The sequence below is a fragment of the Enterobacter cloacae complex sp. ECL414 genome (genome assembly GCF_021869685.1).
In the GTDB taxonomy this organism is placed as follows: Bacteria; Pseudomonadota; Gammaproteobacteria; order Enterobacterales; family Enterobacteriaceae; genus Enterobacter; species Enterobacter kobei.
Genome location: NZ_CP091481.1, coordinates 4,192,321 through 4,215,977 on the forward strand (window position 1 = coordinate 4,192,321; position 23,657 = coordinate 4,215,977).

At 54.3% G+C, this 23,657-nt stretch carries 19 protein-coding genes and 2 tRNA genes; 4 read left to right on the top strand and 17 right to left on the bottom strand.

The genetic code is table 11. The annotated features are described in order from the left end of the window. The first annotated feature begins 169 nt into the window (after window positions 1-169). The 3 genes from ubiU (at window position 170) to L3068_RS20180 (ending at window position 3,137) form a co-directional block, all read left to right on the top strand. Entirely contained in the window at window positions 170-1,165 is a 996-nt protein-coding gene (gene ubiU / locus L3068_RS20170) for a ubiquinone anaerobic biosynthesis protein UbiU (protein ID WP_117581473.1), read from the top strand. Window positions 1,166-1,172: 7 nt separating this feature from the next. Continuing rightward, window positions 1,173-2,051, top strand: coding sequence for a U32 family peptidase (locus L3068_RS20175; RefSeq protein ID WP_117581475.1), 879 nt, complete (start codon window positions 1,173-1,175; stop codon window positions 2,049-2,051). Between the two features lie 78 nt (window positions 2,052-2,129). Then, on the top strand, window positions 2,130-3,137 hold the full coding sequence (locus L3068_RS20180) for a luciferase-like monooxygenase (protein ID WP_117581477.1): 1,008 nt from the start codon (window positions 2,130-2,132) through the stop codon (window positions 3,135-3,137). A gap of 62 nt (window positions 3,138-3,199) precedes the next feature. On the opposite strand, the gene mtr is transcribed toward L3068_RS20180, so the two are convergent. From mtr to L3068_RS20240, 12 genes are all read right to left on the bottom strand, one after another. Then, window positions 3,200-4,444, bottom strand: a complete 1,245-nt coding sequence (gene mtr / locus L3068_RS20185) for a tryptophan permease (RefSeq protein ID WP_117581479.1) — start codon at window positions 4,442-4,444, stop codon at window positions 3,200-3,202. A 142-nt stretch (window positions 4,445-4,586) separates the two neighbouring features. Continuing rightward, on the bottom strand, window positions 4,587-6,482 hold the full coding sequence (locus tag L3068_RS20190) for a DEAD/DEAH family ATP-dependent RNA helicase (RefSeq protein WP_014885369.1): 1,896 nt from the start codon (window positions 6,480-6,482) through the stop codon (window positions 4,587-4,589). After that, window positions 6,475-6,555, bottom strand: a complete 81-nt coding sequence (gene yrbN / locus L3068_RS20195) for a protein YrbN (RefSeq protein WP_097397692.1) — start codon at window positions 6,553-6,555, stop codon at window positions 6,475-6,477. The genes L3068_RS20190 and yrbN overlap by 8 nt, the downstream gene beginning before the upstream one ends. A 107-nt stretch (window positions 6,556-6,662) precedes the next feature. After that, window positions 6,663-7,547, bottom strand: coding sequence for a lipoprotein NlpI (gene nlpI / locus L3068_RS20200; RefSeq protein WP_013098912.1), 885 nt, complete (start codon window positions 7,545-7,547; stop codon window positions 6,663-6,665). Between the two features lie 109 nt (window positions 7,548-7,656). Continuing rightward, window positions 7,657-9,795 carry a polyribonucleotide nucleotidyltransferase gene (gene pnp / locus L3068_RS20205; protein WP_023331391.1) on the bottom strand — a complete coding sequence of 713 codons (2,139 nt, stop codon included), beginning with the start codon at window positions 9,793-9,795 and terminating at the stop codon, window positions 7,657-7,659. Window positions 9,796-10,037: 242 nt separating this feature from the next. Continuing rightward, a complete protein-coding gene (gene rpsO / locus L3068_RS20210; protein WP_003861789.1) occupies window positions 10,038-10,307 on the bottom strand; it encodes a 30S ribosomal protein S15 in 270 nt (89 codons plus the stop codon). 154 nt (window positions 10,308-10,461) lie between these two features. Then, the gene (gene truB, locus L3068_RS20215) at window positions 10,462-11,412 is read right to left on the bottom strand and encodes a tRNA pseudouridine(55) synthase TruB (protein ID WP_014885371.1); all 951 of its coding nucleotides are present in this window, start codon (window positions 11,410-11,412) and stop codon (window positions 10,462-10,464) included. Continuing rightward, entirely contained in the window at window positions 11,412-11,816 is a 405-nt protein-coding gene (gene rbfA / locus L3068_RS20220) for a 30S ribosome-binding factor RbfA (protein ID WP_014885372.1), read from the bottom strand. The genes truB and rbfA overlap by 1 nt, the downstream gene beginning before the upstream one ends. An 87-nt stretch (window positions 11,817-11,903) precedes the next feature. Continuing rightward, window positions 11,904-14,591 carry a translation initiation factor IF-2 gene (infB, locus tag L3068_RS20225; RefSeq protein ID WP_014885373.1) on the bottom strand — a complete coding sequence of 896 codons (2,688 nt, stop codon included), beginning with the start codon at window positions 14,589-14,591 and terminating at the stop codon, window positions 11,904-11,906. Between the two features lie 24 nt (window positions 14,592-14,615). Beyond that, window positions 14,616-16,118, bottom strand: a complete 1,503-nt coding sequence (nusA, locus tag L3068_RS20230; protein WP_014885374.1) for a transcription termination factor NusA — start codon at window positions 16,116-16,118, stop codon at window positions 14,616-14,618. 28 nt (window positions 16,119-16,146) lie between these two features. Then, window positions 16,147-16,599, bottom strand: a complete 453-nt coding sequence (gene rimP / locus L3068_RS20235) for a ribosome maturation factor RimP (protein WP_014833432.1) — start codon at window positions 16,597-16,599, stop codon at window positions 16,147-16,149. 207 nt (window positions 16,600-16,806) lie between these two features. Next, window positions 16,807-16,883, bottom strand: a tRNA-Met gene (locus tag L3068_RS20240). Between the two features lie 287 nt (window positions 16,884-17,170). On the opposite strand from L3068_RS20240, the gene argG reads away from it, so the two are divergent. Beyond that, on the top strand, window positions 17,171-18,517 hold the full coding sequence (argG, locus tag L3068_RS20245; RefSeq protein WP_014885375.1) for an argininosuccinate synthase: 1,347 nt from the start codon (window positions 17,171-17,173) through the stop codon (window positions 18,515-18,517). Window positions 18,518-18,695: 178 nt separating this feature from the next. Here argG and L3068_RS20250 read toward each other — a convergent pair. From L3068_RS20250 to ftsH, 5 genes are all read right to left on the bottom strand, one after another. Beyond that, window positions 18,696-18,782, bottom strand: a tRNA-Leu gene (locus L3068_RS20250). Window positions 18,783-18,791: 9 nt separating this feature from the next. After that, window positions 18,792-19,124 carry a preprotein translocase subunit SecG gene (secG, locus tag L3068_RS20255; protein ID WP_003861803.1) on the bottom strand — a complete coding sequence of 111 codons (333 nt, stop codon included), beginning with the start codon at window positions 19,122-19,124 and terminating at the stop codon, window positions 18,792-18,794. Window positions 19,125-19,346: 222 nt separating this feature from the next. Next, complete coding sequence (gene glmM / locus L3068_RS20260) at window positions 19,347-20,684, bottom strand: phosphoglucosamine mutase (RefSeq protein WP_014885376.1); 1,338 nt, start codon at window positions 20,682-20,684, stop codon at window positions 19,347-19,349. After that, entirely contained in the window at window positions 20,677-21,525 is an 849-nt protein-coding gene (gene folP, locus L3068_RS20265; RefSeq protein WP_117581481.1) for a dihydropteroate synthase, read from the bottom strand. The genes glmM and folP overlap by 8 nt, the downstream gene beginning before the upstream one ends. A 98-nt stretch (window positions 21,526-21,623) precedes the next feature. Next, a complete protein-coding gene (gene ftsH, locus L3068_RS20270) occupies window positions 21,624-23,558 on the bottom strand; it encodes an ATP-dependent zinc metalloprotease FtsH (protein WP_013098921.1) in 1,935 nt (644 codons plus the stop codon). Between the last annotated feature and the right edge of the window lie 99 nt (window positions 23,559-23,657).

The window sequence follows — 23,657 nt, forward strand, 5'->3', positions numbered from 1 at the left end:
ATCCGACGCACAACATAGCGGCGTAAATCAACAAACCGTCGTCCGGTGACGCTCATTATTGGTGTCATCAATACGCCATTAGCTGCCTTAAATCAAAAATTGTCGCCCAGGGGTTAATTAAAATCCCAGCTCGTTAACAATTTTGCGATCGACTACATCAGGATAATTTATGGAGCTGCTCTGCCCTGCCGGTAACCTACCGGCGCTTAAGGCGGCCATCGAAAATGGGGCCGATGCGGTCTATATCGGGCTGAAAGATGATACCAACGCCCGCCATTTTGCTGGCCTCAACTTTACGGAGAAAAAGCTTCAGGAAGCCGTTAACTTCGTTCACCAGCACCGCCGCAAACTGCATATTGCCATTAATACCTTTGCGCATCCTGACGGCTATGCCCGCTGGCAGCGCGCGGTGGATATGGCCGCACAGCTGGGTGCCGATGCGTTAATCCTGGCCGACCTCGCCATGCTTGAGTATGCGGCAGAACGCTATCCGCATATTGAGCGCCACGTCTCTGTTCAGGCATCCGCCACGAATGAAGAGGCCGTGCGTTTTTATCATCAACACTTTGACGTCGCTCGCGTGGTGCTGCCCCGCGTGCTCTCCATTCATCAGGTTAAGCAACTCGCGCGCGTCACGCCAGTGCCGCTGGAAGTTTTTGCCTTTGGCAGCCTGTGCATCATGGCCGAAGGCCGTTGCTACCTTTCTTCTTATTTAACCGGTGAATCACCCAATACCGTTGGGGCCTGCTCTCCTGCCCGCTTTGTCCGCTGGCAACAAACCCCGCAGGGGCTGGAATCACGCCTGAATGAAGTGTTGATTGACCGCTATCAGGACGGCGAAAACGCGGGTTATCCAACGTTATGCAAAGGCCGATATCTGGTTGACGGTGAGCGCTACCACGCGCTGGAAGAGCCTACCAGCCTCAACACGCTGGAGCTGCTGCCGGAACTGCTGGCGGCGAATATTGCCTCGGTAAAAATTGAAGGTCGCCAGCGTAGCCCGGCCTATGTGAGTCAAGTGGCGAAAGTCTGGCGTCAGGCTATCGACCGCTGCATGGCGGACCCGCAAAACTATGCTCCGCAGGCAACCTGGATGGAGACGCTCGGTTCTATGTCCGAAGGCACGCAAACGACGCTTGGCGCGTATCACCGTAAATGGCAGTGAGATAACCATGAAATATTCATTAGGACCGGTGCTCTACTACTGGCCAAAAGAGACGCTGGAAGATTTTTACCAACAGGCCGCCACCAGCAGCGCTGATGTGATTTATCTCGGTGAAGCCGTGTGCAGCAAGCGCCGCGCCACCAAAGTGGGCGACTGGCTGGAGATGGCGAAAAGTCTCGCCGGAAGCGGTAAACAGGTGGTGCTCTCGACGCTCGCGCTGGTGCAAGCCTCGTCCGAACTGGGTGAACTGAAACGCTACGTTGAAAACGGTGAATTCCTGCTGGAAGCGAGCGACCTGGGCGTGGTGAACATGTGCGCCGAACGTAAGTTACCGTTCGTCGCGGGTCATGCATTGAACTGCTATAACGCCGTCACGCTGCGCCTGCTGCTCAAACAGGGAATGACGCGCTGGTGTATGCCGGTGGAACTCTCCCGCGACTGGCTGGTAAACCTGCTGACGCAGTGTGACGATCTCGGCATTCGCAATCAGTTTGAAGTGGAAGTGCTGAGCTACGGCCATCTTCCGCTGGCTTATTCCGCGCGCTGCTTTACCGCGCGTTCGGAAGACCGCCCGAAAGACGAGTGTGAAACCTGCTGCATCAAGTACCCGAACGGGCGCAGCGTGCTATCCCAGGAAAATCAGCAGGTGTTTGTCCTGAACGGGATTCAGACCATGAGCGGCTATGTCTATAACCTGGGCAACGAACTGGCGTCGATGGACGGCCTGGTGGACATAGTGCGTTTATCCCCTCTGGATACCGGCGTGTTCGCGATGCTGGACGCCTTCCGCGCAAATGAAAACGGCGCAGCTCCGCTGCCGCTAACGGCAAACAGCGACTGTAATGGTTACTGGAAACGCCTGGCCGGGCTGGAACTGCAGGCCTAAAAAAAGCTCACTTTGTTAACAACGGTTATCATTTTTTAATGCAGTATTAAAGACTGACCGTCGACAAAGTGAGCTGTTATGACTGACAAAACCCTTTCGTTTTCGGTGCTGGACCTGGCGCCGATCCCACAAGGCTCCTCGGCCAGAGAAGCCTTTTCGCATTCTCTCGATCTGGCTCAACTGGCTGAAAAGCGTGGCTACCATCGCTACTGGCTGGCCGAGCACCACAACATGGTCGGCATTGCCAGCGCCGCCACCTCGGTACTGATTGGTTATCTGGCGGCGAACACAACGACATTGCATCTGGGCTCCGGTGGCGTGATGCTGCCGAACCACGCCCCGCTGGTGATTGCCGAGCAGTTTGGCACGCTGAATACCCTCTATCCTGGCCGTATTGATTTGGGGCTGGGTCGTGCGCCGGGTAGCGACCAGCCGACCATGCGCGCCCTGCGTCGCCATATGAGCGGCGATATCGACAACTTCCCGCGCGATGTGGCTGAACTGGTTGACTGGTTTGACGCGCGCGATCCGAACCCACACGTGCGCCCGGTGCCGGGCTACGGCGAGAAGATCCCGGTGTGGCTGCTGGGTTCAAGTCTTTATAGCGCGCAGCTTGCCGCGCAGCTGGGTTTGCCGTTTGCGTTTGCCTCGCATTTCGCACCGGATATGCTGCATCAGGCTCTGCATCTCTATCGTACGAACTTTAAACCGTCTGAACGTCTGGAGAAACCGTACGCGATGGTGTGTATTAACATCATTGCCGCCGACAGTAATCGCGATGCTGAATTCCTGTTTACCTCCATGCAGCAGGCGTTTGTGAAGCTGCGCCGCGGTGAGACCGGGCAACTTCCACCGCCAGTGGAGAATATGCATCAGCTGTGGTCTGCCTCTGAGCAGTATGGCGTGCAGCAGGCGCTGAGCATGTCGCTGGTGGGGGATAAAGCGAAAGTGCGACACGGTCTGGAAGCGGTGCTGCGTGAAACGCAGGCGGATGAGATTATGGTTAACGGCCAGATTTTCGATCACCAGGCGCGTTTGCATTCGTTTGATTTGGCGATGCAGGTGAAAGAGGAGTTGGTGGGGTAGTTTTTTGCTTTGCTCCCTCTCCCTTTGGGAGAGGGTCGGGGTGAGGGAGCAAGCCGCACGTTTTACTGGTATACCGGCAACAGATTAAAGCTCGACAGCACGTGAATCACCGCGTTACCCACCCCAAACAGCAGAATCAGCGCAATCATCGGTTTGCCGCCCCAGACGCGGAATTTAGGGCTACCGAAGCGTTTACGTGATTTACGCGCCAGCAGCGCCGGCACAATAGCCGCCCAGATGGTTGCCGCCAGACCCGCATAGCCGATGGCGTACAGGAAACCGTTCGGCCACAGCAGCCCCCCCGCAACGGGCGGCAGGAACGTCAGCAGCGCCGTTTTGAAACGCCCCATCGCAGAATCATCAAAGCCAAAGAGATCCGCCAGGTAGTCAAACAGACCCAGCGTCACGCCCAGGAAAGAGCTCGCCACGGCAAAGTTGGAGAAGATCACCAGCAGCAGATCCAGGCTGCGGCTGTTCAGCACGCCGCTCAGCGCCTGAACCAGCACATCAATGTTACCGCCCTTCTGCGCAATGCCGATAAACTCTGGACGCGGGATGTTGCCCATCGTCCCTAGCAGCCAAATCACATACAGGCCCAGCGCCAGCAGCGTACCGTAGACCAGACACTTCACGATGGTGCGTGGATCTTTGCCGTAGTACTTCATCAGGCTCGGCACGTTACCGTGGTAGCCAAACGATGCCAGACAGAACGGCAGCGTCATCAGCAGGTACGGGGTGTAGGAAGTATTCACTTCCGCGACATTAAACAGCGTGGCGGGCGTGACGTGCCCCAGCAGGCTACCGAAGGTCAGGAAGAAGGTGATGACCTTTGCGCCCAACACAATCGCCGTCATGCGGCTCACCGCTTTGGTACTCATCCAGACGATAAAGGCCACGCCCAGAGCAAAACACAGACCCGCCAGACGCGCCGGAACGTTTAGCGACATCTCAGCAAAGGTGTGGTGCAGTATCGAACCGCTCGCGGAAATGTACGCGTAGGTCAGAATGTAGAGCACAAACGCGATGGAAAGCCCGTTTACCAGGTTCCAGCCCTTGCCCAGCAGATCTTTGGTGATGGTGTCGAAGCTGGAGCCAATGCGGTAGTTGAGGTTCGCCTCAAGGATCATCAGCCCGGAATGGAGCATACAGAACCAGGTAAAGACCAGCGCCGCCAGCGACCAGAAGAACCACGCACCGGACATGACCACAGGCAGGGAAAACATCCCGGCACCTATAATGGTTCCGCCGATGATCACCACGCCGCCAAGCAGCGAAGGTGACGTTTGGGTGGTGGTTAGTGTCGCCATACAGCCTTTTCTCCAGTCAATTATGCGGTTCTGCATTTTAGTGTGACGCACTGTACCAGTACAAGAGTACAAAGGGAATAAAAAAAGCCCCGATAGCATTTATCGGGGCTGTATATTTTACTTTACGTCAGAAGCGTAAGGCTTACGCGTCACCGAAACGACGACGGCTGGTGCCTTCTTCACGGCGTGGGCCACGGTTTTCGCGGCGCTCGCCGGAGAAACGACGACCTTCACCACCGCGACCTTCTGTGCGACCGCCTTCACGACGCTCGCCGCCGAAACTGCGACCACCGCCACGACGTTCGCCACCACGGTCAGGACGTGGCTGAGCATCGCCCAGCAGCTGCATGTTCATCGGCTTGTTCAGGATGCGGGTGCGAGTAAAGTGCTGCAGTACTTCGCCCGGCATACCTTTTGGCAGCTCGATGGTAGAGTGGGATGCGAACAGCTTGATGTTACCGATGTAACGGCTGCTGATGTCGCCTTCGTTAGCGATCGCGCCAACGATGTGACGAACTTCAACACCATCATCACGGCCCACTTCAATGCGGTACAGTTCCATATCGCCCGCTTCACGGCGTTCACGACGTGGACGGTCTTCACCACCACGCTCTGGACGGTCACCACGTGGGCCACGATCGTTACGGTCGCCACGACGTTCAAAGCGATCGTCACGGTCACGGAATTCACGCTTAGGACGCATTGGCGCATCAGGTGGCACGATCAGAGTACGTTCGCCCTGCGCCATTTTCAGCAGTGCCGCAGCCAGGGTTTCCATGTCCAGCTCTTCGCCTTCAGCCGTAGGCTGAATCTGCGACAGCAGTGCACGGTACTGATCCAGATCGCTGCTTTCCAGCTGCTGCTGTACTTTCGCGGCGAATTTTTCCAGACGGCGTTTGCCCAGCAGTTCTGCGTTTGGCAGTTCAGCTTCTGGAATAGTCAGCTTCATGGTGCGTTCGATGTTACGCAGCAGACGACGCTCGCGGTTCTCAACGAACAGCAGCGCACGGCCCGCACGACCCGCACGACCGGTACGGCCGATACGGTGAACGTAAGACTCGGAATCCATCGGGATGTCGTAGTTAACAACCAGGCTGATACGCTCAACGTCCAGACCACGTGCTGCCACGTCGGTTGCAATCAGGATATCCAGACGACCGTCTTTCAGGCGCTCCAGCGTCTGCTCACGCAGAGCCTGGTTCATGTCACCGTTCAGTGCTGCGCTGTTGTAGCCGTTACGCTCCAGCGCTTCAGCCACTTCCAGGGTCGCGTTTTTGGTACGCACGAAGATAATCGCCGCATCAAAATCTTCCGCTTCCAGGAAACGTACCAGCGCTTCGTTTTTGCGCATGCCGTACACAGACCAGTAGCTCTGGCTGATGTCCGGGCGAGTGGTGACGCTGGACTGAATACGCACTTCCTGAGGATCTTTCATGAAGCGTTTGGTGATACGACGAATCGCTTCTGGCATGGTAGCAGAGAACAGCGCGGTCTGATGACCTTCTGGGATCTGCGCCATGATGGTTTCGACGTCTTCGATGAAGCCCATACGCAGCATTTCATCTGCTTCGTCCAGTACCAGACCACTCAGTTTAGAGAGATCCAGCGTACCGCGCTTCAGGTGATCCAGCAGACGGCCCGGCGTACCGACAACAATCTGTGGGCCCTGGCGCAGGGCGCGTAACTGCACGTCATAACGCTGGCCACCGTAAAGGGCTACCACGTTTACGCCGCGCATATGTTTAGAGAATTCCGTCATGGCTTCAGCAACCTGAACAGCCAGTTCACGGGTTGGAGCCAGGACAAGGATCTGCGGTGCACGCAGGTCCGGATCGATGTTGTTCAGCAGCGGCAGCGAGAACGCTGCAGTTTTACCGCTACCAGTCTGGGCCATGCCCAGCACGTCACGACCAGAAAGCAGGTGTGGGATACACTCAGCCTGGATCGGAGATGGTTTTTCGTAACCCAGATCGTTAAGGGCTTCAAGGATAGGAGCCTTCAGGCCCAGATCTGCAAAAGTGGTTTCGAATTCAGCCATGTAGTACAAGTGCCTCGATATTAATGGCGGCCAGTCTACTTAGCTCATCGTGAAAATGATTAGCAATTTTCATTGAAAAGTGTGAACCGGCTCAAAGTAGGTGTATTGACGAACAACAACGCCCTCACCAGTTAAGGTGATGGCAATCAAAAGATTACGGGCTGATGTTTATGTCGTCAGCTATTGCTGGTCCGATTCTGCCAGGTCGTCTTGCTCCTGGCCCAAGAGCGATAATTCCAACAATGCATAACGGTGCTCAACGAAGTTGTGTACGTTGTTAGCAACCGCTAATTTGAACAGTGCCGTAGCGCTGTCCTTATCCCCCAGACTTAGGTAGTACTTACCTAAATAGAAGTTGGTTTCACTGAGATGCTCAGCGAGCGAGGTGTTATCCGTTGCGTCCGCCTTGAGGCGTTCCATCAGCGTTGCTTCGCTAATGTTGCCCAGGTAGAACTCGACAATGTTCCATCCCCACTGTTCCTTGTCCGATTTATCGAAGCGCTGTTTCAGGGCCTCTTTTGCCTGCTTCTCATCGAGCTTCTGCTCAACGATGTAAAGCCACAGGCTACGGAAAGGATCATTAGGATCGTCTTGATAAAACGCCAGCAGATCATCTTGCGCTAACTTATCACGACCGCCGTAGTACAATGCGATACCGCGATTCAAGTGCGCGTAGTTGTAAGTTGGATCAAGCTCAAGTACAGAATCAAACGCTTCATAGGCAGCATCAAAATTGCCTGCCTGCGTTAAATAAATGCCTAAGTAATTGAATACTTCAGGCATATCAGGTCGGATAGCCAGCGCTTGTGAAAAATCATTTCGCGCCAATGCCCTCAGACCGAGACTATCATACAACACTCCGCGCTCATATAAAAGCTGTGCGCGTTCGTCATCGGTTAAAGCCCGACTGGCAAGAATTTGTTCCATGCGTGCCAGAATCACTTCCTGCTGCAAAGTCGGTTGCAATGGCACTGCGAGGACTTCGCTCTTACGCCAGGCAGAGTTGCTGCATCCTGCCAGCGTTAAAGCTGTCGCAACGAAACACCAGCGCAAAAAAGGCTTCATTTCCCACTCCCGAAGACAACTATTGGATGAACGTCCTGTCCCCCGGCGGCTTAACAAGGCGTCCTGCCTGATACCAGGCCCTCCGCAATGCGGAGGGCAAATGGCAACCTTACTCGCCTTGCTGTTCAGCAGCCGGAGTTTCCGGCGCCGCAGCAGGCTGAGACTGCTCGGTTGCTTCTTTAATGCTCAGACGGATACGGCCCTGGCGGTCAACTTCCAGAACTTTAACCGGTACTTCCTGACCCATCTGCAGGTAATCGGTCACTTTCTCAACGCGCTTGTCAGCGATCTGAGAGATGTGAACCAGACCTTCTTTACCGCCACCGATGGCAACGAACGCGCCAAAGTCAACGATACGGGTCACTTTACCGTTGTAGATACGGCCCACTTCGATTTCAGCGGTGATCTCTTCGATACGACGGATAGCGAATTTCGCTTTCTCGCCGTCGGTTGCTGCGATCTTCACAGTACCGTCATCTTCGATTTCGATGGTGGTGCCCGTCTCTTCGGTCAGCGCACGGATTACGGAACCGCCCTTACCGATAACATCTTTGATCTTGTCTGGATTGATCTTGATGGTGTGGATACGTGGAGCGAACTGAGAAATGTCGCCACGCGGCGCGTTAATCGCCTGTTCCATCACGCCCAGGATGTGCAGACGCGCACCTTTAGCCTGGTTCAGAGCAACCTGCATGATCTCTTTAGTGATACCTTCAATTTTGATATCCATCTGCAGTGCAGAGATACCGTCGCGGGAACCCGCCACTTTGAAGTCCATATCGCCGAGATGATCTTCGTCACCCAGAATGTCAGACAGAACAACGAAGTTGTCGCCTTCTTTCACCAGGCCCATTGCGATACCCGCAACAGCGGCTTTGATCGGCACGCCTGCATCCATCAGTGCCAGAGAAGCACCACATACGGAAGCCATGGAAGAAGAACCGTTAGATTCGGTGATTTCAGACACCACACGTACGGTGTACGGGAATTTGTCAGCTTCTGGCATCACGGCCAGCACGCCGCGCTTCGCCAGACGACCGTGACCAATTTCACGACGCTTCGGCGAGCCAACCATGCCGGTTTCCCCTACGGAGTACGGAGGGAAGTTGTAGTGGAACAGGAAGTTGTCAGTGCGCTCGCCCATCAGTTCGTCGATGATCTGTGCGTCACGAGCGGTACCCAGGGTCGCGGTGACCAGGGCCTGCGTTTCACCACGGGTAAACAGTGCGGAACCGTGAGTACGTGGCAGTACGCCAGTACGCACATCCAGACCACGGATCATGTCTTTTTCACGGCCATCAATACGCGGCTCGCCGGCCAGTACGCGGCTACGAACAACGTTTTTCTCGATAGCGTGCAGGATTTCGCCAATTTCGTTAGCGTCCAGCGTTTCGTCTTCAGCAACCAGGGTCGCGGTCACTTCAGATTTGATCACATCAACCTGAGCATAGCGCTCCTGTTTGTCGGTGATGCGGTACGCGTCGCTCAGACGAGACTCTGCCAGTGCCGCAACACGTGCGTTAAGCGCGTCGTTTGCTGCTTCTGGCTGCCAGTCCCAACGTGGCTTACCGGCTTCTTTCACCAGGTCGTTGATGTTCTGGATAACGATCTGCTGCTGATCGTGGCCGAAGACCACAGCGCCCAGCATCTGGTCTTCGCTCAGCAGTTCTGCTTCGGATTCAACCATCAGAACCGCCGCTTCAGTACCGGCAACAACCAGGTCCAGCTTACTTTCTTTCAGCTCTTCCTGAGTTGGGTTCAGCACGTACTGGTCATTGATGTAACCCACGCGCGCGGCACCGATTGGGCCATTGAATGGAATACCAGACAGTGACAGGGCTGCAGATGCACCGATCATCGCAACGATGTCCGGGTTAACCTGTGGGTTAACGGAAACTACGGTTGCGATAACCTGTACTTCGTTAACGAAGCCTTCCGGGAACAGCGGACGAACCGGGCGGTCAATCAGACGCGCGATCAGAGTTTCGCCTTCGCTTGGACGGCCTTCACGACGGAAGAAACCACCAGGGATTTTACCGGCAGCGTAGGTACGCTCCTGGTAGTTAACGGTCAGCGGGAAGAAGTCCTGACCTGGTTTAGCTTTTTTCTGGCCCACTACGGTGACGAACACCGCGGTGTCATCCATGCTTACCATAACGGCAGCAGTAGCCTGACGTGCCATCATGCCGGTTTCCAGCGTGACGGTATGTTGACCATACTGGAATTTACGAACGATCGGATTCAGCAAAATTCTGTCCTTTCTTAAATGTATGACAGCACACCACCGGCGTGCTGTCGATTTAACCCGACCTTCTTCGCATCCTCGCGACTAATGACAACCGACACCCCCATGGGTGAAGCCTCTCATTAGCCGCGCGAACCTCTGCAATGAAGATCATTTATAGCAACAATACAATAGTTTCCAGTGAATTGCTGCCGTCTGGTTGAAAAAAGGGGCCATCAGGCCCCCTTTTCTGAAACTCGCAAGACTTAGCGACGCAGACCCAGACGCTCGATCAGCGCGGTGTAACGTGCAACATCTTTACGTTTCAGGTAGTCGAGCAGTTTACGACGCTGAGAAACCATACGCAGCAGACCACGACGGCTGTGGTGATCTTTTTTGTGCTCTGCAAAGTGACCCTGCAGGTGGTTAATCTGTGCAGTCAGCAGAGCAACCTGAACTTCGGTAGAACCGCTGTCGTTAGTACCACGACCAAACTCAGAAACGATTTTAGCTTTAGCTTCAACGCTTAGAGACATTTTAAAACTCCAAAGTATAAAGAATGTAAGGGTGCCGATCTCTAATTCAGCGACCCCATGTACGCCTCGCAGATTGTTAAACAATTTACCAGGCGTTAAGCGGCAATATTCTACTCGTCTCCCCTGCTTATCGCAAGATGAGGCGTTATCACCGTCACGCGTCGACCGGATATTCGACGACCAGACGACGCGGCGCAACGCGCCCTTCGCCATCCATTTCGCCCATGCCGATAAACTTACCGTCGTCACCTTCGGTCACGCGCACCAGCCCTTCCAGCGGAGCTTCCGCCGTGCGAACCGGGTTGCCGTTCTTAAAGTAAACGGACGATGTTAAAGGAAGATTAACCACCGGGAAGTCCGCTGCCGGACTGTCCATTGGCATCAGCAAGGGATCCAGCAACGCTGCTGGCGCGATCCCCTGTACTTCCGCCTGTTCAACCAGCTCGCGCAGGTGCTCAAGCGTCACCATCCGCTCAACCGGGTACTTACTCACCGCCAGACGGCGCAGGTAGATAACATGCGCACCGCAACCTAGTTTTTCACCGAGGTCGTCGATGATGGTACGAATGTACGTCCCTTTGGAACAGTGCACTTCCAGCTCCAGCTCATCACCTTCGTGGCGAATAAAGAGCAGCTCATACACGGTTATCGGACGGGCTTCGCGCGGAACGTCAATGCCCTGACGCGCATATTCGTAGAGTTTCTTGCCCTGGTATTTCAGGGCGGAATACATCGACGGCACCTGCATCGTGTCCCCGCGGAAGCTCTCCAGCGCAGCGTCAAGCTGTTCAGCACTGAAGGTCACCGGACGTTCTTCCACGACCTGGCCATCCGCGTCGGAGGTATCCGTGCGCTGGCCGAGCTTCGCGATAACGCGGTAACGCTTATCGGAGTCGAGCAGATACTGGGAAAACTTTGTCGCCTCTCCCAGGCAGATCGGCAGCATACCGGTCGCCAGCGGATCGAGCGCGCCGGTGTGGCCCGCCCGGTTGGCGTTATAAAGACGCTTCACTTTTTGCAGCACGTCGTTGCTGGATGCCCCCTGCGGTTTGTCCAGCAGCAGCACGCCATGCACGTCGCGACCACGACGACGAGGACGACTCATTAGTCCTCCTTGCTGTCGTCCGTCGGGTTAACACGACGTTCGTCGTCATGTTTCACCACGCTGGTCACCAGATTGGACATGCGCATACCTTCTACCAGCGAGTTGTCGTAGAAGAAGGTCAGCTCAGGCACGATACGCAGACGCATCGCTTTGCCGAGCAGAGAGCGGATAAACCCGGAGGCTTCCTGCAGCGCTTTAATGCCGTTCTTCACGGCCGCTTCGTCCTGATCGTTCAGGAAGGTGACGAACACTTTGGCGTAGGCCAGGTCACGGGACATTTCCACGCCGGACACGGTGGTCATCACGCCGATGCGAGGGTCTTTAATTTCGCGTTGCAGGATAAGCGCGATCTCTTTTTGCATTTCCTGCGCCACGCGCTGTGGGCGACCAAATTCTTTCGCCATAATAAATTCTCCAGACAAAAAAGGGGCTTAAGCCCCTTTTGAAATAATTGCCGGATGGCGCTTCGCTAACCCGGCCTACGATCTCAATTAATCGATGCTGCGTTGGATCTCGATGATTTCGAACACTTCGATCATATCGCCAACGCGTACGTCGTTGTAGTTCTTCACACCGATACCACATTCCATGCCGTTACGGACTTCGTTAACGTCATCTTTGAAGCGGCGCAGAGATTCCAGCTCACCTTCGTAGATAACCACGTTGTCACGCAGTACGCGGATTGGGTTGTGACGCTTGATGGTACCTTCGGTAACCATACAGCCCGCGATCGCACCGAATTTCGGTGATTTGAACACGTCACGCACTTCAGCCAGACCGATGATCTGCTGTTTCAGCTCAGGAGACAGCATGCCGCTCATCGCCGCTTTCACTTCGTCGATCAGGTTATAGATGACGGAGTAGTAGCGCAGATCCAGGCTTTCCGCTTCGATCACGCGGCGAGCAGAAGCATCAGCACGCACGTTGAAGCCTACCAGGATGGCGTTGGACGCAGCAGCCAGGGTCGCGTCGGTTTCGGTGATACCACCTACGCCAGAACCGATGATCTTCACTTTCACTTCGTCGGTAGACAGTTTCAGCAAGGAGTCGGAGATCGCTTCCACAGAACCCTGAACGTCAGCTTTCAGCACAACGTTCACTTCGTGAACTTCACCCTCGGTCATGTTAGCAAACATGTTCTCGAGTTTAGATTTCTGCTGACGAGCCAGTTTAACTTCACGGAATTTGCCCTGACGATACAGTGCCACTTCACGCGCTTTCTTCTCGTCACGCACGACGGTCACTTCGTCACCGGCAGCCGGCACACCGGACAGACCGAGGATTTCAACTGGAATGGACGGACCCGCTTCCAGCACTTCCTGACCCAGTTCGTTACGCATCGCACGAACACGACCGTATTCGAAGCCACACAGAACGATATCGCCCTTAAGCAGGGTACCTTCACGAACCAGAACGGTTGCAACCGGGCCACGACCTTTATCCAGGAAGGATTCGATCACCGCACCGCTCGCCATACCTTTACGCACGGCTTTCAGCTCCAGAACTTCAGCCTGCAGCAGGATAGCGTTCAGAAGGTCGTCAATACCGGTACCCGCTTTAGCAGATACTGGGATGAACTGTGCTTCACCGCCCCACTCTTCCGGCATAACGCCATACTGAGACAGTTCGTTTTTAACACGGTCCAGATCGGCTTCTGGCTTATCGATTTTGTTGACTGCAACAACCAGAGGCACCTGCGCCGCTTTCGCGTGCTGGATAGCTTCGATGGTTTGCGGCATTACGCCGTCGTCTGCAGCAACAACCAGCACAACGATATCCGTTGCCTGAGCACCACGAGCACGCATAGACGTAAACGCTGCGTGGCCTGGGGTATCCAGGAAGGTAATCATACCGTTGTCGGTTTCTACGTGGTAAGCACCGATGTGCTGGGTAATACCACCCGCTTCGCCAGAGGCAACTTTCGTAGAACGAATGTAGTCAAGCAGAGAGGTTTTACCGTGGTCAACGTGACCCATAATGGTCACAACCGGTGCACGCGGTTCAGCCGCAGCGCCAGTATCACGGTCGCTCATTACGGCTTCTTCCAGCTCGTTTTCACGACGCAGGATAACTTTGTGGCCCATCTCTTCGGCAACCAGCTGCGCGGTTTCCTGGTCGATAACCTGGTTGATGGTCGCCATTGCGCCCAGCTTCATCATCGCTTTGATGACCTGAGAGCCTTTAACCGCCATCTTGTTCGCCAGTTCGCCAACGGTGATGGTTTCGCCGATCACGACGTCACGGTTAACAGCCTGAGCGGGCTTCTGGAAGCTCTGCTGCAGAGCGGAACCTTTACGCTTGCCACCTTTACCACCGCGAACAGCAGCGCGTGCTTCTTCACGATCGGCTTTGGATTCAGCGTGCTTGTTACCTTTCTTCGCAGGACGCGCAGCTTTTGCATTACGACCACGGCCACGGCCGCCTTCTACTTCACGGTCGTTGTCATCTTCAGCCTGACGTGCGTGCTGAGAAGTGGTGACGTGGTAGTCGCTGGTGTCTTCAGTCGGTTCAACGGTATTCACACCGTTCTTCTCGTTTTCTTCTGCCATACGGCGTGCTTCTTCAGCGACGCGGCGAGCTTCTTCTTCGAGCTTGCGGCGTGCTTCTTCTTCGGCTTTACGCTTCAGTTCGGCAGCTTCATTTTCACGACGGGCTTTTTCAGCCTGGGCAGTTTTGGTCATTTCGTCTGTCTGTTGATTGCTCACTTTGTCTTTTTCCGCAGCGTCACGCTTCACTTTATCACTGGCGTCGCGTTTCGCTTTTTCTGCGGCCTCACGTTCAGCTTTTAATTCTGCCTCGCGTTTGGCGGCAGCTTCCGCCTCACGCTGAGCTTGTTCTTCCGCTTCACGCTGTGCCTGCTCTTCCGCGGCAAGGCGTTCTGCCTCTTGCGGATCACGTTTTACAAAGGTGCGCGTCTTGCGGACTTCAATTTGTACCGATTTACTTTTGCCACCGGTACCAGGAATATTCAACGTGCTGCGCGTTTTGCGCTGCAGCGTTAACTTGTCAGGCGTAGAACCGTGCTCACGGTTCAGGTGCGTTAACAAGGTTTGTTTTTCTTGCGCGGTCACCGAGTCATCAGCGGACTTCGGGATCCCTGCATCAGCAAATTGCTGTACCAGGCGGTCCACGGAGGTCTGAATCTCAGCAGCCAGCGATTTTACAGTTACATCAGTCATGCTGTTCCTTCCTGCTACAGTTTATTACGCTTCGTCGCCGAACCAGCAAATATTACGTGCGGCCATGATGAGTTCGCCGGCTTTCTCGTCGGTTAAACCTTCGATATCAGCCAGGTCATCAACGCCTTGCTCAGCGAGATCTTCCAGCGTACAAACACCACGGGCAGCCAGCTTGAACGCAATCGCACGATCAAGACCTTCCAGATTCAGCAGGTCATCAGCCGGCTTCTTATCGCCAAGGCTTTCTTCCTGAGCCAGTGCCAGGGTGGTCAGTGCGTTTTTAGCGCGTTCACGCAGGGCTTCAACGGTTGGTTCATCCAGACCGTCAATTTCCAGCAGCTCTTTCATTGGCACATAGGCCAGTTCTTCCAGCGTAGAGAAACCTTCCTCAACCAGAACAGTGGCGAAATCTTCGTCAATGTCGAGGTATTTGGTGAAGGTATCGATCGCCGCATGGGCTTCAGCCTGATGCTTGGCCTGCAGGTCGTCAACGGTCATTACGTTGAGTTCCCAGCCGCTCAGCTGTGACGCCAGACGTACGTTCTGACCGTTACGGCCAATCGCCTGCGCCAGGTTGCCCGCTTCAACAGCGATATCCATGGTGTGTTTGTCTTCGTCAACAACGATAGACGCCACATCTGCCGGAGCCATTGCGTTGATCACGAATTGCGCCGGGTTGTCATCCCACAGAACGATATCAATACGTTCGCCGCCCAGCTCGGTAGATACCGCCTGAACACGCGCACCACGCATACCGACGCAAGCACCGACCGGGTCGATACGCTTGTCGTTCGTTTTCACCGCAATTTTCGCACGGGAGCCCGGATCGCGAGCCGCCGCTTTGATTTCGATGACTTCTTCACCGATTTCCGGTACTTCGATACGGAACAGTTCAACCAGCATTTCCGGTTTAGAACGGGTCACGAACAGTTGAGCACCACGCGCTTCAGGACGCACGGCGTACAGCACACCACGGATACGGTCGCCCGGGCGGAAGTTTTCACGCGGCAGCATGTCTTCACGCAGGATCACCGCTTCAGCGTTACCCGGCATCCCTTCGGATTTGATCTCCAGAGAGATGTTGTCGCGGTTTACTTTCTTCACCACGCCGGTAATGATTTCGCCTTCCTGATCGCGGAACTGGTCAACCACCAGTGCGCGCTCGGCTTCGCGCACTTTCTGCACGATAACCTGTTTCGCGGTCTGGGTAGTGATACGGTCAAAGGTGACAGATTCAATCTGATCTTCAACGTAGTCACCCACGTTCAGACTTTCGTCTTCAAAACGTGCCGCTTCCAGCGTGATCTCTTTGGTCGGCTGGGTCACTTCTTCAACAATTACCCAACGACGGAATGTATCGAAGTCACCGCTTTTACGATCGATTTCTACGCGAACATCGATCTCTTGTTCGTATTTTTTCTTGGTTGCTGTAGCCAGTGCACTTTCCAGCGCTTCGAAAATCTTCTCACGCGGCAGTGATTTCTCGTTGGAGACGGCTTCAACAACAGCCAAAATTTCTTTGTTCATCGCGGGCTTTTCACCTCAATCCAGACTGTTAAAAGTGGGGAACCAGGTTCGCCTTCTGGATATTACTCAGCGCGAACACTTCATCTTTGCCTTCGACTGTCACCGTGATCATTTCACCATCAACGGCTTTGATAATTCCCTGCCATTTACGGCGGTTCTGTACGGCCATACGCAGAACGAGAGCCACTTCTTCACCGGTAAAGCGCACATAGTGCTCGGCCGTGAACATCGGACGATCGAGGCCAGGTGAGGAAACTTCCAGGTTGTACGCAACGGTAATTGGGTCTTCAACATCAAGAACCGCACTCACCTGGTGGCTGACATCAGCACAATCATCAACATTGATGCCATCTTCACTATCAATATAGATGCGCAGCGTCGATGTACGGCCGCGAACGAATTCGATGCCGACCAGTTCGTAGCCCAGTGCTTCGACCGGTGCAGTAATCATCTCTGTTAATTTTTGCTCTAATGTGGACAAGCCCACCCCCAAGACATAAAAAAAGGGCGTAAAGCCCAGTTATTCTGTAGTCAGATAACAAAAAACCCCGATAAATCGGGGCTTTAGATAACTGAACCCTATAGCCACAACTGTGGCCTGGAGCACTCTCCGAAAGAATTTTTTCAAATCCAGCTACGAAGGCTCTGAGTCTTCACAGTATATTTGAAAAAGAACTTTATGGGAAAGTGGTTGCGGGGGCCGGATTTGAACCGACGACCTTCGGGTTATGAGCCCGACGAGCTACCAGGCTGCTCCACCCCGCGCCTGAAACGTGGCAAATTCTACGCGTTTTGGACAGAATTTGCAAATAATGCTGGGATTTGGTACCGAAGACGGGACGTAAAATCGGCGTTTAGTATATTGATAGTTGACCCCACCTGTCAACCCAACTTCCATCAGACGAAACAGACCAAATTTTTTACAAAAAACGCACGAGTCTCTTCCGGTATTCGATAAAAGATGATTAAATGAATACTCACTTATTTTGCATAAAAATGCACAAGAGAGCGAAAGCGGTCTCTAATCAGTCAATCAAGCAGGGTTTTATTCTATGACGACGATTCTCAAGCATCTTCCGGTAGGACAACGTATTGGCATCGCTTTCTCAGGCGGCCTGGATACCAGCGCTGCACTGCTGTGGATGCGCCAGAAGGGAGCGGTTCCGTATGCATATACTGCGAACCTGGGTCAGCCGGATGAGGACGACTACGATGCTATTCCTCGTCGCGCGAAAGAGTATGGCGCAGAAAACGCGCGCCTGATTGACTGCCGTAAGCAACTCGTCGCGGAAGGTATTGCGGCTATTCAGTGTGGTGCGTTCCATAACACCACCGGCGGTCTGACCTATTTCAACACCACTCCACTGGGTCGCGCCGTTACCGGCACGATGCTGGTTGCCGCGATGAAAGAAGATGGCGTGAACATCTGGGGTGACGGCAGCACCTATAAAGGTAACGATATCGAACGTTTCTATCGTTATGGCCTGCTGACCAACGCCGAGCTGCAGATCTACAAACCCTGGCTGGATACCGACTTCATCGACGAGCTGGGTGGCCGTCATGAAATGTCCGAGTTTATGATTGCCTGCGGCTTTGACTACAAGATGTCCGTTGAGAAAGCCTACTCCACCGACTCCAACATGCTGGGTGCGACGCACGAAGCGAAGGACCTGGAATTCCTGAACTCCAGCGTGAAGATCGTTAACCCAATCATGGGCGTGAAGTTCTGGGATGAGAACGTGAAGATCGCGGCAGAAGAGGTGACCGTACGTTTCGAGCGTGGTCATCCGGTTGCCCTGAACGGTAAAACCTTCTCTGACGATGTAGAGCTGATGCTGGAAGCGAACCGCATTGGCGGCCGTCACGGTCTGGGCATGAGCGACCAGATTGAGAACCGTATTATCGAAGCGAAAAGCCGTGGCATTTATGAAGCACCGGGGATGGCGCTGCTGCATATCGCTTATGAGCGTCTGCTGACCGGGATCCACAACGAAGACACCATTGAGCAATATCACTCTCATGGTCGTCAGCTGGGTAAACTGCTGTATCAGGGTCGCTGGTTCGATCCGCAGGCGCTGATGCTGCGTGATGCGCTGCAGCGCTGGGTGGCGAGTGCCATTACCGGTGAGGTCACTCTGGAACTGCGTCGCGGTAACGACTACTCCATCCTGAACACCGTGTCTGACAACCTGACCTATAAAGCAGAGCGTCTGACCATGGAGAAAGGTGAGTCGGTGTTCTCGCCAGATGACCGTATTGGTCAGCTGACCATGCGTAACCTGGACATCACCGATACCCGTGAAAAGCTGTTCAACTATGTTGAGAATGGTCTGCTCTCCGCAAGCTCCGGTAACGGCCTGCCGCAGGTGGAAAACCTGGAGCACAGCGATAAGAAGTAATCGCTATTCAGAAATGCAGAAGGCACTCTTAGGGTGCCTTTTTTATGCCCTTTTGTAGGGCGGGTAAGCGCAGCGCCACCCGCCATTTTGCCCGGTGGCGCTGCGCTTACCGGGCCTACGAAAACAATAAGTACAGACGAAAAAAAAGACGTCTTTCGACGTCTTTCTTCTGGAATATTGGTACCGAGGATGGGACTCGAACCCACAAGCCCGTTAGGGCACTACCACCTCAAGGTAGCGTGTCTACCAATTCCACCACCTCGGTACGGAATACTTACTGCGGGATATCGCTGGTTGGCTTCGCCGGTGCAGCTGGCTGAGTCTGCTCAGTTTTCGCTGGCGCGCTCAGATTTTCCCACTCACTTCCTTTACTGGTCTTGTTGCTGTTGATATTACCCAGCACCAGACTGATGATGAAGAACAGCGTAGCCAGAATCGCTGTCGTACGGGTCATGAAGTTCGCAGAACCACTTGAACCGAACAGCGTACCAGAAGCGCCTGCTCCGAAGGAGGCTCCCATATCAGCGCCTTTACCTTGCTGCAGCATAATCAGCGCTACGAGAGCGATGGCTACAATAAGGAAAATAACTAAAAGAGCTTCGTACATAATCAACCTGTTCCTTGCGGATTTGCCGCATACCAATGCTTCGACCAATTAGCAGGATTTTGTTTCCCACTGAAGCGGGTGTGAATACTAACCAAAGCGAATGGCCTTCGCAAGGGCATTTTTGAGCCATTGTATCAACTGCGGAAAAAAACAGCAAAAAGCCATTAATTGCTTAAAACAAAGGCGACAAAAGTCGCCTTTTTAAACAGTTAGCGTGCAAGTTTATGCAGCTTTAACGGCATCAGCAATACGGTGGGCAAATTCAGTCACCTGCGCTTCATCCTCACCTTCCACCATAACGCGAATCAGTGGTTCAGTTCCGGACTTACGCAGCAGCACGCGGCCACGGCTTCCCAGCGCCGCTTCAACGTCAGCCATTACCGCTTTCACATTGTCATTTTCCAGCGGATCGCCTTTACCTGCCGTGAAACGCACGTTCACCAGGATCTGCGGGAACATTTTCATGCCGCTGCAGAGATCGTGCAGGCTCATATGGTTACGGGCCATCGCTGCGACGACCTGAAGCGCAGCCACGATGCCGTCACCGGTGGTGGTTTTGTCGAGCAGGATCACGTGGCCTGAGTTTTCTGCGCCAATGCGCCAGCCTTTCTCCTGAAGCTTCTCCAGCACGTAACGGTCACCCACTTTCGCGCGAACAAACGGGATACCCAGCTGTTTCAGCGCCAGCTCCAGACCCATGTTGCTCATCAGCGTGCCGACGGCACCACCGCGCAGTTGACCCTGACGCAGCCCTTCGCGGGCGATGATGTAGAGGATCTGATCGCCATCAACCTTGTTGCCTTCGTGGTCGACCATGATCACGCGATCGCCGTCGCCATCCAGCGCAATACCCAGGTCGGCCTTCTCTGCCAGCACGCGCGCCTGCAGGGCACGCACGTCCGTCGCGCCAACCTGCTCGTTAATGTTCAGACCATCCGGCTCGCAGCCAATGGTGATCACTTTGGCGCCCAGCTCGCGGAATACGTTTGGCGCAATGTGGTAGGTCGCACCGTTGGCGCAGTCCACCACAATTTTAAGGTGGGCAAGGCTCAGTTCGTTCGGGAAGGTGCCTTTGCAAAACTCAATATAGCGACCCGCGGCATCGACGATACGGTTTGCTTTACCCAGCTCTGCGGAGTCCACGCAGGTGATCTCTTTTTCCATTTCGGCTTCAATGGCTTCTTCCACTTCATCCGGCAGCTTGGTGCCATCAATGGAGAAGAACTTGATGCCGTTGTCATAGAACGGGTTATGGGAGGCCGAAATCACAATTCCCGCTTCCGCGCGGAAGGTACGGGTCAGATACGCAACGGCCGGCGTTGGCATTGGGCCAGTAAAGGAAGCTGACAGCCCCGCGGCTGCCAGTCCGGCTTCCAGCGCCGATTCCAGCATATAACCTGAAATACGGGTATCTTTACCAATAATGATCTTACGGGAGCCATGACGTGCGAGTACCTTGCCAGCAGCCCAGCCGAGCTTAAGGACAAAATCAGGCGTGATAGGCGCATCGCCGACACGCCCACGGATACCATCGGTCCCAAAATATTTACGATTACTCATAGCGTTTGTTTTCCTTCGCTGCCAGTGTGGCTTCCACCACGCGCATGGCTTCTACTGTTTCTTTGACGTCATGGACACGAATAATATGCGCGCCTTGCATCGCCGCAATGACCGCGCAGGCCAGACTACCACTCAGGCGCTCGCTCGGCCCTACGTTAAGCAATTGGCCAATCATCGATTTTCTCGACATCCCCACCAGCAGCGGCAGGCCGAAGTGATGGAATTCCGATAAGCGCGCAAGCAGTGCATAGTTGTGGGAGAGATTTTTACCGAAACCGAACCCCGGGTCGAGCAGCAATTTCTCTTTTGGGATGCCTGCACGCTCACAGCGTTCAATATGCTCAATAAAGAAGCGATTCACATCAGCAAAGACATCGTCATACTTCGGCGCCTCCTGCATGGTTTTCGGCTGCCCCTGCATGTGCATCAGGCACACAGGCAACCCTGACTCAGCAGCGGCTTCGATTGCACCGGGTTCAGTCAGCGAGCGGATATCATTAATAATGTGAGCACCCACTCTCGCCACTTCACGAATCACTTCTGGTTTGGAAGTATCGACGGAGATCCATACCTCAAAACGTTGTGCGATTGCCTCAACGACCGGCACCACGCGCGCCAGCTCTTCTTCCACCGACACATCCGCTGCCCCTGGGCGCGTCGATTCACCGCCGACATCAATGATGGTAGCACCCGCGTTGATCATTAAATTCGCGTGCTTAACCGCGTCGATAAGCGTGTTGTGCGTGCCGCCGTCAGAGAAGGAGTCAGGGGTAACATTCAGGATACCCATCACATGAGGATGTGAGAGATCGAGATGCGAGTCCTGGGCGAAGAGTTTCATGGCTAAATCCCTGGTATCAATATGGTTAAATGAAAAAGAAAAACCCCGGAGCAAGCTCCAGGGTTTGAGATACAGACAAACGCTTCAACAGCAGTGACTTACTTGTCGCCCAACTGTTCTGACATGGTGTTGCCCGGGTTCGGCGTACGCGGTTCATCGACCGGACGCGGCGCACGCGGGGTGCCATTGTTGTCAGAATTGTTGGAAGCACCTGGGTCTTCCCAGCCTGCTGGCGGACGCACTTCGCGGCGAGCCATCAGGTCGTCAATCTGCGGTGCATCGATGGTCTCATATTTCATGAGCGCATCTTTCATCGAATGCAGGATGTCCATATTGTCGTTCAGGATCTGACGCGCGCGACCGTAGTTACGTTCAATCAGCGCTTTCACTTCCTGGTCGATGATACGAGCCGTCTCATCGGACATATGTTTCGCTTTTGCCACGGAGCGGCCCAGGAATACTTCACCCTCTTCCTCTGCATAAAGCAGCGGACCGAGTTTGTCGGAGAAGCCCCACTGAGTGACCATGTTACGTGCCAGGTTTGTCGCCACTTTAATGTCGTTCGACGCACCGGTAGAAACATGTTCCGGCCCGTAAATGATCTCTTCCGCCAGACGACCACCGTACAGGGTTGAAATCTGGCTTTCCAGTTTCTGACGGCTGGCGCTGATCGCGTCGCCTTCAGGCAGGAAGAAGGTCACACCCAGCGCACGACCGCGCGGAATAATCGTCACTTTGTGTACCGGATCGTGCTCCGGTACCAGGCGGCCGATAATCGCGTGACCGGCTTCGTGATATGCCGTGGACTCTTTCTGCGCTTCCGTCATCACCATGGAGCGACGTTCCGCACCCATCATGATTTTGTCTTTCGCTTTCTCGAACTCCACCATGGACACCACGCGCTTGTTACCGCGAGCGGCGAACAGAGCAGCTTCGTTGACCAGGTTAGCCAGATCCGCACCGGAGAAGCCCGGGGTACCACGCGCAATAATTGCCGCGTCGATATCTGGCGCCAGCGGTACGCGACGCATGTGCACTTTCAGAATCTGTTCACGACCACGAACATCTGGCAGACCGACCACAACCTGACGGTCGAAACGGCCTGGACGCAGCAGCGCCGGGTCAAGTACGTCCGGACGGTTAGTTGCGGCGATAACGATAATACCTTCGTTACCTTCGAAGCCGTCCATCTCAACCAGCATCTGGTTCAGGGTCTGTTCACGTTCATCGTGACCACCGCCCAGGCCCGCGCCACGCTGGCGGCCTACGGCGTCGATTTCATCGATGAAGATAATGCATGGTGCTGCCTTCTTAGCCTGCTCGAACATGTCACGCACACGAGATGCACCGACACCCACGAACATTTCGACGAAGTCAGAACCTGAAATAGTAAAGAACGGCACCTTCGCTTCACCTGCGATAGCTTTCGCCAGCAGGGTTTTACCGGTACCCGGAGGGCCGACCATCAGCACGCCTTTCGGGATCTTACCGCCCAGTTTCTGGAAACGGCTCGGCTCGCGCAGGTATTCAACCAGTTCACCGACTTCTTCTTTCGCTTCGTCACAACCTGCAACGTCAGCGAACGTAGTCTTAATCTGGTCTTCCGTCAGCATACGCGCCTTGCTCTTACCGAACGACATGGCACCTTTGCCACCGCCGCCCTGCATCTGGCGCATAAAGAAGATCCAGACGCCGATGAGAAGCAGCATCGGGAACCAGGAAATGAAGATTGAAGCCAACAGGCTTGGTTCTTCTGGCGGCTCGCCTACCACTTTGACGTTTTTGGTCAGAAGGTTATCAAGCAGCTTAGGATCGTTCACCGGGATGTAAGTCGTGTAACGGTTACTATCTTTCTTGGTAACGTTGATCTCACGTCCGTTGATACGCGCTTCGCGAACCTGGTCCTGATTGACCTCCTGCAGGAAGGTAGAATAATCCACCTTGCGGCCATTCGACTCGCTGGGCCCAAAGCTCTGGAATACTGACATCAGCACAACGGCAATGACCAGCCAGAGTATTAGGTTTTTCGCCATGTCACTCAAGGGATTAACCTCATATTACAACTGTGTTAAAAACAGCGTCAGGATACTCTATATCCAGTTTCATTCAAACTTTCGCCTGAAATCTACCGG

Coding starts and splice junctions, on each gene's coding strand:
- rbfA (WP_014885372.1), bottom strand. CDS start 11,816: ATGGCGAAAGAATTTGGTCGCCCACAGCGCGTGGCGCAGGAAATGCAA.
- mtr (WP_117581479.1), bottom strand. CDS start 4,444: ATGGCGACACTAACCACCACCCAAACGTCACCTTCGCTGCTTGGCGGC.
- secG (WP_003861803.1), bottom strand. CDS start 19,124: ATGTACGAAGCTCTTTTAGTTATTTTCCTTATTGTAGCCATCGCTCTC.
- ftsH (WP_013098921.1), bottom strand. CDS start 23,558: ATGGCGAAAAACCTAATACTCTGGCTGGTCATTGCCGTTGTGCTGATG.
- rpsO (WP_003861789.1), bottom strand. CDS start 10,307: ATGTCTCTAAGCGTTGAAGCTAAAGCTAAAATCGTTTCTGAGTTTGGT.
- L3068_RS20175 (WP_117581475.1), top strand. CDS start 1,173: ATGAAATATTCATTAGGACCGGTGCTCTACTACTGGCCAAAAGAGACG.
- infB (WP_014885373.1), bottom strand. CDS start 14,591: ATGACTGATGTAACTGTAAAATCGCTGGCTGCTGAGATTCAGACCTCC.
- argG (WP_014885375.1), top strand. CDS start 17,171: ATGACGACGATTCTCAAGCATCTTCCGGTAGGACAACGTATTGGCATC.
- L3068_RS20180 (WP_117581477.1), top strand. CDS start 2,130: ATGACTGACAAAACCCTTTCGTTTTCGGTGCTGGACCTGGCGCCGATC.
- nlpI (WP_013098912.1), bottom strand. CDS start 7,547: ATGAAGCCTTTTTTGCGCTGGTGTTTCGTTGCGACAGCTTTAACGCTG.
- ubiU (WP_117581473.1), top strand. CDS start 170: ATGGAGCTGCTCTGCCCTGCCGGTAACCTACCGGCGCTTAAGGCGGCC.
- folP (WP_117581481.1), bottom strand. CDS start 21,525: ATGAAACTCTTCGCCCAGGACTCGCATCTCGATCTCTCACATCCTCAT.
- yrbN (WP_097397692.1), bottom strand. CDS start 6,555: ATGAAAATTGCTAATCATTTTCACGATGAGCTAAGTAGACTGGCCGCC.
- L3068_RS20190 (WP_014885369.1), bottom strand. CDS start 6,482: ATGGCTGAATTCGAAACCACTTTTGCAGATCTGGGCCTGAAGGCTCCT.
- nusA (WP_014885374.1), bottom strand. CDS start 16,118: ATGAACAAAGAAATTTTGGCTGTTGTTGAAGCCGTCTCCAACGAGAAA.
- glmM (WP_014885376.1), bottom strand. CDS start 20,684: ATGAGTAATCGTAAATATTTTGGGACCGATGGTATCCGTGGGCGTGTC.
- truB (WP_014885371.1), bottom strand. CDS start 11,412: ATGAGTCGTCCTCGTCGTCGTGGTCGCGACGTGCATGGCGTGCTGCTG.